5 protein-coding genes are annotated in these 11,284 nt (G+C 70.7%); all 5 read left to right on the top strand.

Annotated features, from left to right (window positions below; genetic code table 11):
• The first annotated feature begins 26 nt into the window (after positions 1-26).
• The 5 genes from EDD92_RS10875 to EDD92_RS10855 are packed head-to-tail and all read left to right on the top strand — an operon-like array spanning position 27 to position 11,275.
• Positions 27-914, top strand: coding sequence for a DUF4255 domain-containing protein (locus EDD92_RS10875; protein WP_123964101.1), 888 nt, complete (start codon positions 27-29; stop codon positions 912-914).
• A 32-nt stretch (positions 915-946) separates the two neighbouring features.
• Entirely contained in the window at positions 947-3,298 is a 2,352-nt protein-coding gene (locus tag EDD92_RS10870) for an ATP-binding protein (protein WP_260326482.1), read from the top strand.
• Entirely contained in the window at positions 3,289-3,609 is a 321-nt protein-coding gene (locus tag EDD92_RS10865; protein WP_123964100.1) for a hypothetical protein, read from the top strand. Before EDD92_RS10870 ends, EDD92_RS10865 begins: the two co-directional genes overlap by 10 nt.
• Positions 3,606-10,055, top strand: coding sequence for a DUF4157 domain-containing protein (locus tag EDD92_RS10860; protein ID WP_123964099.1), 6,450 nt, complete (start codon positions 3,606-3,608; stop codon positions 10,053-10,055). The genes EDD92_RS10865 and EDD92_RS10860 overlap by 4 nt, the downstream gene beginning before the upstream one ends.
• Positions 10,052-11,275 carry a hypothetical protein gene (locus tag EDD92_RS10855; RefSeq protein ID WP_123964098.1) on the top strand — a complete coding sequence of 408 codons (1,224 nt, stop codon included), beginning with the start codon at positions 10,052-10,054 and terminating at the stop codon, positions 11,273-11,275. Before EDD92_RS10860 ends, EDD92_RS10855 begins: the two co-directional genes overlap by 4 nt.
• Positions 11,276-11,284 lie beyond the last annotated feature (9 nt).

Here is an 11,284-nt window from a genome sequence, read left to right as displayed (position 1 = left end):
ACGAGAGGAACCGAGGAACTGACGTCATGAGCAACGCACTTGCCATCGCCCATGTCACCCAGGCTCTCGCCCTGCTGATCGAGAACAACGTGGGGCCCGAGTTCGGCGAGGCCGTCAAGGTCGAGCCGCGCAAGCCGCCCGCCGACCCGCAGCTGGAACAGCCCACCATCTCCGTGTTCCTCTACCAGGTCACGCCCAACACCTCGCAGCGCAACAACGACCTGCCGACCCGCGCTGCCGACGGCACGTTGGTCAAGCGGCCCGCCGCGGCGCTCGACCTGCACTACCTGATCAGCGCGTACGGCGACGAGCGAGAGCTGGTCGGACAGCGGCTGATCGGCTCCGTGGTGCGCACCCTGCACGAGATCCCCGTCCTCCCGAAGGACGTCATCGAGCAGGCCGGAGAGCGGCCGTACCTGGCGGGCAGCGACCTTGCCGGGGCGGCGCAGCGGGTGCGGTTCACACCGACGGTGATGGACGTCGACGAGACGTCGAAGCTGTGGGGGATGCTCTACCAGACCCCGTACACGCTGTCGGTGGTCTACCAGGCGACGCTCGTCCTCATCGACGGCCGCGAGAGCCCGGTGCCGGGCCGGCCGGTCGAACGGCCCGAGGTGCGGGTGCTGCCGTTCGGGGCGCCGGGGGCTCCGGTCCCTCCGGGGGCGGAGCCGCAGGGTGACGGACCGTCAAGTGGCGTTCTGACACAGCAAGTTGTGCAGACGGAGACCGAGAACCAGGCCGCTCCTCCCGCCAAGAAGACGGCGAAGGCCCTGGCAAAGGCCCCGGCGAAGGCCGTCACCAAAACCGCCGCCAAGGCTCCCGCCCGTACGCGGAAGGCGGCGCCCCGTGCAACCAAGCCGGCGCAGCCCGAAACCCGGAACGCGGACCGCGGCGACGACGGCACGGAGAACTGAACGACATGGAAGCGGCGGGGGCAGGTGACGACATGGGGATGACCGAGCAGGGCGCACAGGCGGGCAGGACGACGCTGACCGCGGAGATCCGACGCGTCCTGTCCCGCGTCGACGCGCACGCGGCGCGCGCCGCGGCGGGGGCTCGGGGTGCCGCCGGGGCTGTCGCGGGCCCGGATGGGTCTGGCGCCGGGACTTTCGGCTCCCCGGGCGAGGCTGCCGCTGCCGCCGGTGGGTCCGCTGCCGAGGAGTCGGTGCGCGCGGCGCGCGCCGCGGCGGGGGCTCGGGGTGCCGCCGGGGCTGTCGCGGGCCCGGATGGGTCTGGCGCCGGGGCTTTCGCGTCCCCGGACGGGTCTGGCGCCGGGGCTTTTGCGCCCACGGGTGAGGCTGCCGGTGCCCCCGGTGGGTCCGTCGCCGAGGAGTCCGCGCGCCCCGCGGCCGGGGCTCGGGGTGCCGTCGGGGCTTCCGCGGGCCCGGACGGGTCCGGCGCCGGGGCTTTCGCGCCCACGGGCGGGGCTGCTGCCGAGGCGGTCGTGGTCCCCGGTGAGTCCGCCGCTCCGTCCGCCGATGCCGCCCTCGCCTCCCTCCCCGGCCCCGGAACCGCCCCCCTCGACGCCCTCGTCGCCTGCTTCAGCCTCACCTCCTTCGAGCGCGACCTCGTACTCCTCGCCGCCGCCCACGAGTTGGAGCCCACGGCCGCCGCCCGGTGTGCCGCGGCCTGCGGCGACCCGGAGCGGGCGTACCCGACCTTCTCCCTCGCCCTGGCCGCCCTCGCGGAGCCGCACTGGAGCGCGCTCACGCCGGTCGCGCCGCTGAGGCGGTGGCGGATCGTCGAGCTGGACGACGAGTCACGGCTGACGACGTCCCGGTTGCGGCTGGACGAGCGGATCCTGCACTTCCTGCTGGGCTCGCCCTATCTGGATGCCCGGCTGCACGGGCAGTTGCGCCGCACCCCGGTGCCGAAGACGCTGACACCGTCGTACGACCTGGCGGCCACCCGGCTCGCCGAGGGCTGGACGAACGCGACCGAGGCGCCGCTGGTCGAGATCACCGGCGGCGATCTGCGCAGCCGGGCCGACATCTCCGCGGCCGCGGCAGCCCGGGCGGGCCTTGGCCTGTATTCCATGAGCGCCGAGGACATCCCGTCCGACCCGGCCGAACGCGACCGGCTGGCCCGGCTGTGGCAGCGCGAGGCGATCCTGCTGCCCGCCGTGCTGCTCGTCGAGGCGGGCGAACTGGACCGCGACCAGCGGGCGGCGACGGAGTCGTTCCTGGCCGGGGCCGCCGTACCGGTGGTGGTGTCGAGCGAGGATCCGCTGCGCTCGGAGCGCTCGTACGGGGCCCGGGTGGCCGTTCCGCGGCTGGACGACGACGAGCAACTCGGCCTGTGGGCAGGCGCTTTCGAGGAGATCGGCCTGGGCGAGGGTGAACTCCGCTCTCTCGTCGCCCAGTTCCAGCTGCCCCCGCACGTCGTGCGGACCGCGGCCGCGGCCGTGCACCGTCGGCTGCCGCACGAGGACGAGCTGGACGCCGGTGAACTCGCCTGGCAGGCCGGGCTCGACGAGGCGCGGATCGGCATGGACGAACTCGGGCGGCGTATCGCGCCGCAGGCCGGCTGGGACGACCTGGTGCTGCACGAGCGGCAGACCAGCGTGCTGCGCGAGATCGTCGCGCATGTCCGTCAGCGGGCAACCGTCCACCAGGAGTGGGGATTCGCCGCCACCCTGCGCCGCGGGCTCGGCGTCACCGCGATGTTCGCGGGTGGCTCCGGCACCGGCAAGACCCTTGCCGCCGAGGTCATGGCGAAGGAACTCGGCCTCGACCTGTTCGTCATCGACCTCTCGCAGGTCGTCAGCAAGTACATCGGCGAGACCGAGAAGAACCTCCGCCGGGTCTTCGACGCCGCCGAACGCGGCGGCGCGCTGCTCCTGTTCGACGAAGCCGATGCCCTGTTCGGCAAGCGCAGCGAGGTCAAGGACAGCCACGACCGGTACGCCAACCTCGAGGTCAGCTATCTGCTGATGCGCATGGAGGCCTACCGGGGCCTGGCCATCCTCACCACCAACATGAAGAACGCCCTCGACACGGCCTTCCTGCGGCGCATCCGCTTCGTCGTCGACTTCCCCTTCCCCGCCGAGCACGAACGCGCCGAGATCTGGCGACGGGTGCTGCCGGCGCAGGCCCCGGTCAAGGACATCGACCCCGCGCTGCTCGCCCAGCTCACCGTCGCCGGCGGCTCGATCCGCAACATCGCCCTGTCCGGAGCCTTCCTCGCCGCCGAGGAGGGCGACCGGCTGCAGATGCGGCACATGCTCGCCGCCGCCCGCACCGAGTACCTGAAGCTGGAGCGCTCGCTGACGCCCACGGAGGTCCGCGGATGGGTGTGACGTCCTCGCGCGACTTCTCCCGGGACCCTTCGCGGGACCGGGAGCCCTCGGCGATCCGGATCGAGGTCGGCGAGCTGGTGCTCGACGGCTTCCGGGCCGACCCCGAACGCGTGTCGGCCGCGTTCGAGAGCGAGCTGACGCGCCTCGTACGGCAGCACGGTGTGCCGCTGGCCGCAGAAGGCCCCCTCGCCGTGGACGCGCTGTCCGGTCTGCCGCCGCTGCCCGCAGGGCTCTCCGCGCGGCGCCTGGGCCAGGAGCTGGCGCGTGCCGTGCACGAGGGACTGAGCGGGCACGGGGAGGTGAGCCGATGAGTTCCCAGACGCAGGACTCCCGTTCGGAACAGGCCGCCGAACAGCGGCGCCGCAAGCGCAAGGAGAAGGCCGCCAAGTCCCGTACGCCCGAGCCGAAGAACATCGTCAGCGGCGCCGGACAGCCCCTCGACCCCGGTCTCAGACGCGAGCTGGAGGAGCAGCTCGGGCACGACCTCGGCCGGGTACGGCTGCACACAGGCCGGGACGCCGGGCAGCTGACCGAGCTGCTGGGCGCGGACGCGGTCGCCGTTGGCCAGGACGTCTTCTTCCGCGAGGGTGCCTTCAAGCCCGGCACCGACGAGGGCCGCCGGCTGCTCACCCACGAACTCCAGCACACGGTGCAGAACCCGCACGGCCTCGGCGCCCTGCGGGCCGGCCGCGAGCTCGGCGCCGTGAGCCTGCCGCAGCAGGCCATCGAGCGGGAGGCGGAGCAGACCGCGCAGCAACTCGCGGGGCCCGAACCGGAGTCCGCGCCGCAGGTCGAGGAGGGACAGGCCACCCCCGGCTGGCTGCGCTACGCCACCGTCGACGCCGACCGGATGCGAGCCGAGGCCGTCGACCCGGCGACCCTCGTGGACCGCCTCGCGGGCAACGTACTGCGCTCCCTGCGCGGCGACCCCACCGACGCCTCCGGCCGCGTACGACTCCAACTGGCGCGAATGTCCGAGGAGTTGGAGGACGCTGTCGTCGAGCGGCTGGAGAACCGGCTGCTGACACCCGAGTACGACCGCCTGCTGGAGATCGCCGACCAGGCCCGCCCCGGCCCGGTCGAACTCCAGCCCACCGAGGCACCGTTGCCCGAGGTCGACCTCTTCGAGGAACTCGGCGTCGAGCGCGTCCAGTGGCAGAAGAAGCAGGAGTCCGAGCGCGGTTCGCGTGACAAGCGTGCCGCCGACGCCCGTGAGGAGCAGAAGGACGGCAGGGCCCGCGACGAGAAGAGCGGCAGCGACCGCAGCCGGGCCCGCGCGGACGCCGCCACCGAGGAGCAGGACGCCGCGCAGCGTACCGAGCAGGAGGACGAGCGCAACGCCTCCCGGCAGCAGGCCAAGGAGGAGGAACAGCAGAAGGACGAACAGGGCGCCGCCGACCGCAAGCGCACCGACCAGGCCGCCGACCGGCGCACCCAGGGACAGCAGCAGGGCGCCGAACAGGCCAAGGAGGAGCGCAAGGAACAGCGCGAACGCGAGGAGGCCGACCCGCAGCAGGCGAGTGCGCCCGGCGCCGACAAGCGCAAGCAGCGGGACGACCAGACGCAGCCGGGCGCCGGTTCCAGGAACGAGCAGCCGGACCCGAAGCAGAAGGCCCAGCCCGGACCCGTACGCCCCGAGAAGGTCGACGAACGCGCCGAACAGCCCGACTCCGCGCTGTCCGAGCACGGCCTCAACGAGAAGGACGAGGACGGCGGCGCCGAGGCCGAACCCCGCGAGGAGGAGCGGCCGCTCGGCCTCGAAGCGGGCGCCGACCAGGAGGTCGCGGGCGGCGAGGACGAGGGCGGCCGGGCGCCGGGCGCGGAGCAGGAGCCGGCGCTCAGGCCGGAGGACTACCTGCCCGAGGCCGACCTCGACCTGTCCGCCGTACCGACCGCGGACAAACTCGAACCGGGCGCCGCCGAGCCGTCGTTGCCCTCCTTCCCGGCCCCGCCGCCGACGAAGGCCGAGAAGACCGAGCAGGAGCGGGAGAAGCGGGACCAGGAGGAGGACGAGGACGGCGCCGGACCCGAGCCGAAGGCGCCCGGCCAGGACGAGGGCCCGGTCGAGGGCGAGGCCCCGCAGCCCGAGAACGGGCCCGCCGCGCAGGCCCAGGACCGCGGTACCAAGGACCTCCAGGAGACCGAGAAGCCCCTCGACCAGGAGGTCGGCCAGGACCCCGCGACCCAGGACAAGGAACGGCCCGAGCCCGAGGCCGAGAAGCCCGACCCGGAGCAGCAGCAGGAGAAGGAGCAGAACAAGGACCCGGAGTCCGGCGAGGGATCGCAGGCCGACGAGGACGAGAAACCGGACGCCGAGGACGCGGAGGCGGAGCGGAGCCAGCAGCGGGAGCGTACGGCTGCGGATTCCCGTACGGCCGCCGGGTCCCCGTCGGCCGCGGCGCCCACTGTGGTGAGCCCGGTGGCGGCGGCCGTGTCCAGGCCCGCGGGTGCGCAGACGCCCAAGACCCCCGTCGAGGACCGTGAACCCTCGCCCGCTGCCCGGCGCGGTGCCGAACCGCCGCGGTCCGAGCGCGAGGCGCCGGCGGCCAAGAGCAGGGTGCCCAAGGAGACCGGGCCCGGCGCCGCGCCGCGCGGTCCCGTGGGTGCCGCCGAGAAGACCGGTCCGACGACCGCAGCCGGACCCGGTGCCGCGCCCTCCGTCACGCAGGCGGCGGTGAGCCCGGCCGCCGAGCAGACCGACGGGCCCGGCCAGACCGCGGCGACGGATGCGCCCCGGCCCGAGGCGTCGCTGGAGAAGGACGGCGGCGGCTGCGCGCCCCCCGCACCCGCGCCCGAGAAGGACGAGGGCGGACAGGGCAGTTGTGGTGGCGGCGGCGAGGCCGCGCCCGAAGAGAAGCAGCAGGACCCGCCGGACGTCTCGGGGCAGGACCCCAAGGCCGCCGTACAGACCGTCAGCAAGCTGGCGCCGGACCAGGCGGCCGCCGCCATGCCCGGGGTCGACAAGGCCGCGGACAAGAAGATCGGCGAGGAGCAGAAGCGGCTCGATGCGGCCCCGCCGACACGGGAACGGCCTTCGGGGGCGCCGCAGACGCGTTCGGCGCCGCCCGAGGCGGCCCCCGAAGCGGCCCAGGTCACCGGCAAGGTGGAGCGGATCGGCCCGGAGGACCAGGGCGACAAGCAGAAGGCCAAGGGCGGCGACAAGGCCGACGGGAAGCAGCCCGCTGCGGACGTGCCTCCGCCGCCGCCTCCTGCCGTGCCCGACAAGGGACTGAGCGAGGCCGAGGCGAAGAGCGTCGAGGCCGCGGCCGATGCGGTCCCGACCACCGACCCCGCACTCGAGAACAAGACGGTCGGCCCTGCGCCCAAGATCCGCCTTGAGGGCGCCAGCGACCCGACCCGCACCGACGACCAGGCCAAGGCGCTCAAGGACAAGCAGTCCGACCTGCAGTCGACGGGCCGCGAGGACGCGGCCAAGCCACTCGGCGAGGACCAGATCTTCCCGAACGCGCCCCGCGAACAGCTCCGCGGCAAGGCCTCCGGCGGCGCGGGCGGCGGGAAGGCGGGCGGCCTGGAGGCCACGCCCGCGCCGAAGGCAGGCGTCGGCGCCGTCGCCAAGCAGGAGAAGGGCACCGAGATCACCGGTGCGGCGGGCAAGGCGCAGGGCGACCTGGCCGCGAAGGACAAGGAACACCAGCAGAGCGAGCAGCAGGCCAAGCAGGACAAGCAGGCCGAGATCGACCGCGAGGTCGATCAGAACACGCAGCAGCAGACGGCCGAACGCGGCCGGGTCGCCCGGGAGACGCAGAAGCAACGGCAGGACTGGCGGGCGGAGCAGGACAAGAAGATCGAGGACGCGGACAAGCAGTCCGACGACGAACACGGCAAGAAGAACAAGGAGATCGTCAAGGCACGCGACGACAAGGACAAGGAGGTCGGCGAGCGCAAGGACAAGGACAACGCGCAGATCGACACCGAGCGCGAGAACGCCGAGAAGGAGGCCCAGAAGAAGAAAGAGGAGAAGAAACCCTCCGGAGGCCTCCTCGGCTGGATCGCCGACAAGGTCGCCGACTTCTTCAAGGGCCTGCTCGCCGCCGTCACCGCGGTCTTCGACGCCGCCCGTAAGGCCGTCAACGGGATCATCGACAAGTTCAAGGAGTGGGCCAACCAGGCCATCGACTTCGTACGGGACTTGGCGATCAAGGCGATCAACGCGCTCGCGGACGTCCTGATCGCAATCGGCGACACGCTGCTGGCGGCCTTTCCGGAACTCCGGGACAAGTTCCGCAAGGCGATCGAGGGCTTGCGGGACGCGGCGATAGCAACGGTCAACAAGCTGGCGGACGGCCTGAAGAAGGCGGTCAACAGCCTGCTGGACGCCCTTGCCGCCGGCCTGAACAAGCTCCTGGACGTGCTCGAAGCCGGGGTCAAGGCGGTGATCAAGGCCTATCAGGCGATCATCGTGGGTGCGATCAAGTTCGCGCAGGCGGCGATCGAAGCGCTCGGAAAGTTCGCGGCGCTGGTGGCGGACATCGCGCCGGACCCGGGCGGCTGGATCTCCAAGGCGGGCAGCGCGGCGAAAACCGGCATCACGGACCACCTCTGGGGTGCCATCAAGGTGGCGGTCAAGGGCTGGTTCGACACGAAGGTCGAGGGCATCCTAGGCCTGGGCAAGGCCGTCATCGACGTCCTGGTCAAGGGCTGTGTGTCGATCAAACAGATCGGCAAGATGGCGTGGGACGCGATCATCGCGTCGCTCCCGATGATGATCGCGACGCTCGTCATCGAAAAGGTCGTCTCGATGATCGTCCCGGCGGCGGGCGCGATCCTCACCATCATCCAGGGCCTGATGGCGGCATGGTCGACGGTCAGCTCGATCCTGTCGGCGTTCGGGAAGTTCTGGGCGTACCTGAAGGCGGTCAAGGCGGGCCCGGCGGCATGTCTGTTCGCGGAGGCGGTCGCCGCGGGTGTCGTCGCGCTGCTGGACTTCATCACCAATTTCCTTTTGCAGAAGCTGTCTTCGGCGACGAAGGGCGTAGGTAAACGCCTCAAGGGCATGGCCCAGAAGATCATGGACGGCCTGAAGAAGGTCGGGGGCGGCGCGAAGAAGGCGGCGGGGTCGGCGGTCAACTCGGCGCGGGGGGCGATGCGGAAGGCCAAGCAGGCGTTGTCCAAGCCCGGCACCGAGGCGAAGCCGAAGGGCAGGCCTTCGCCGGAACCGAAATCACCGGTCAAGTCGAAGGATTCGGCCACGCCGAAGAGACCCACGAAGGCGGACGAGGCCGCCGACAGGCCAGACAGGGAGCAGAGGCCGGACCAGGACCGGAACCCCGAATCCGTGAAGGACAGATTGTCCGACAAGGACCGGACGCCCGGCGAGGACAAGGCGTCAGGCAAGGACAAGGCGCCCGACAGGGACCGGACGCCGGAGAGGGACCGGAGCCGGGAAAGCGACCAGGCTCCCGCCAGGGACAAGACCTCCGATGTCACCCCGAAAAAGAAGCAGAAGGAGATCGAGGGACCGAAGCCGACCAAGCCCAAGAAGCCCAAGTCCCCCTCCGGAAAATCGCTTGCGAAGGCCAAGGGCGCGGTCAGGTCGGCCTTGAAGAAGGTTGGCAACGCGGCCAGGGCACTCGGCAGGAAGCTGAAGAAGTCCAAGGTCGGAAAAGCACTCAAGAACGGTGCTTCGAAACTGCGGAACTTCTTCAGGAAGAAGAAGGAAAGGCTGCGCGAGGACAAGAGTCGTCGGCACGAGCAGAAGCGGCACAACCAGGACCGGCGGCGCAAGCAGGAGAAGTCCAAGGAGTCGAAGGAGGCACGTCTCCAGAAGATACTCGCGCGCCTGCGACCCCAGTTGCGGCGGCTCTTCGACCGAGGCGTGTTCCGTTCGCTGATGCCGGCGGCATTGATGGGAATGCGCCGCTGGTATCGGCTCACCGGCCTCGATCTGCGCGGGTCCGAAACGGTGGACGTCATGGCCCGGCTCAACCCGGAGGGGAATGCGGGACGGGCGCAAGAGGTCACCGTGGTTCCGCTCGAGCAGGGCGACCCGGGGCGCACCGGTGGCGATCAGGCGCGGCGGCCGGACCAGGCGCAGAACTCCGGCCGGACAGAGGACCAGAACCAGACAGGGAATGCCGGCCAGACGCAGAATGCCGGTCAGCCAACCGTGAAGCTTCCGCCCGAACTCGAGGCTCTGATCGATCTCGCCCCCACGGCTGCGGGACCGAACGCGCCCATCCAGGTGGGCGAGTCGATCCAGTACAAGGAGGACCGCCCCGGCAAGGGAGGGCGCGGCGTGGTCGGCGACAAGATGACGCCCGATCACATTCCCTCGAACAAAGCGCTCCAGATCGCCGAGCAGAACAGGCGGTTCGCCGCGGAGGAGGCACGGCTGCGCCGCCCGCTGCGGGAGCGTGAGAAGAAGAAGCTTCTGCTCACCAAGGCGGAGATCGATCAAATCAACGACGAAGGCTGGGCGATCTTCATCTCGGACGCATTCCACAAGGAGCACAGCCGAACGTACGGCGGCCGACAGTCGGGGCGTGACGACCCAGCCGAGGAAAAGCGCAAGGAGCAGGACGCAAAGGATCTCAACGAGGCCGTGCGAAGGGACTTCCAGGCTCATTTGCAGGCATTCGATCCGAATGCGCCGGAGTCTGATCCCAAACGCCTGACCAAGGCGATAGTGGCTCGCTATGTCAAGCACTACGAGAACCTGGTCCCCGGAGTGATCAACTACTCTGTGGGGATCAACGAGCTGCTGCTGCAGTATCTGAGAAAGGCGAATGACCGATGAACCTCGAACTCGTTTCCCGGGAACTCGTCGACGACGACTCCATCCCGGTCTCCGAGATCACCGACCGTATCGCCTCCTGGCTGCAGGACCAGCCGGACCGGGGCGTTGGCGAGGCGGTGGACTGCCTGCTGGCCACGCAGGACGAGCGAGTCGCGGAATTCGCCGCCCAGTACCTGGCCCTGCTCCCCGGACTCCACACGCAGAAGACCCGCGTCACCGAACGCCTGCGTATCGACGAGGACTTGGTGCCCGTGGCCGGACGGCTGGTTCCCTGGCTGCCGACGCAGCTCCTCGAAGGGATGGTGCGGAACTACGTCGAAGGGGACGACCCGGACGCGCCGCTGGTCGATGTCGTCTACGAGGTGGGGCTGTACCACCCCGGTTTGCTGCGGCCCCACTTGAGCCGGATCGAGGACCCCGACATCCGGCTCGCGATGATGTCGGGAGCGCCGGACGCGTATGTACCCGCATTTGTGGAGAGGTGGCGTCAGGAGGGCAAGATCGGTGCGCTGGACCTCCTTGCCCGTATGCGCACCGAAGCGGCGGCACGCGCCCTGCTCGACCTGCGTGACGAACTCTCCGACTCCGCCCAGTGGGAGACCTTCGTCGAGATGGCCGGCAGGCTACCCGATTCGGCGGAGCGGTCCGGATACCGGCCCGCGTTCCTCGGATCGATCGCGGACCGGGGAGAGAGCCCGCATGTCATGGGCGGGGTTCAGCCGGGCGAGGTCCCGCTCTGTCCCCTCTGCGGTCGGGCCACCGCACGAGTCCTCACGCTCAGCGCGGCCGATCTGCCGTTCTCCTTGGGAGGCGGCGATCCCGTCTTCTTCTGGTTCACCTGCCGCTGCTACGTAGTGGACTCGGTAGCCGTGAAGATCACCCCGGACGGCCTCCAGGTCTTCGAGGGACCGCGAGGAGCCGCGGAAGCCGACGCGCAAGTGGTACCCGGAGAACGGTCCCTGGTTCTCGAACCGCATCCCAACCAGCTCGGGATCAGCCTCGACGCCACCGGTGGCAACGCCCGCCACCAGGTTGGAGGGCTGCCCAGGTGGATCACTCCGGCACCGCACCCCCGTTGTCCCGAATGCGCTTCCGTCATGCGCTTCGTGGCTTCGATCGACAGCGGTCCGACCCCGTTCGGACGCCTGAACCTCGACGGCACGCTCTACGGCTTCTGGTGCGACCCCTGCCATGTGTCGAGCGTCCTGCACCAGGCCTAGACATCCGAC

The organism is Streptomyces sp. TLI_185, from assembly GCF_003814765.1.
GTDB lineage: Bacteria > Actinomycetota > Actinomycetes > Streptomycetales > Streptomycetaceae > Streptomyces.
This window is presented reverse-complemented; position numbering and strand designations above follow the sequence as displayed.

What these genes read in the sequence shown, in the direction of transcription:
- EDD92_RS10865 (WP_123964100.1), top strand. Translation starts at nt 3,289, where the DNA reads ATGGGTGTGACGTCCTCGCGCGACTTCTCCCGGGACCCTTCGCGGGAC.
- EDD92_RS10860 (WP_123964099.1), top strand. Translation starts at nt 3,606, where the DNA reads ATGAGTTCCCAGACGCAGGACTCCCGTTCGGAACAGGCCGCCGAACAG.
- EDD92_RS10855 (WP_123964098.1), top strand. Translation starts at nt 10,052, where the DNA reads ATGAACCTCGAACTCGTTTCCCGGGAACTCGTCGACGACGACTCCATC.
- EDD92_RS10870 (WP_260326482.1), top strand. Translation starts at nt 947, where the DNA reads ATGGGGATGACCGAGCAGGGCGCACAGGCGGGCAGGACGACGCTGACC.
- EDD92_RS10875 (WP_123964101.1), top strand. Translation starts at nt 27, where the DNA reads ATGAGCAACGCACTTGCCATCGCCCATGTCACCCAGGCTCTCGCCCTG.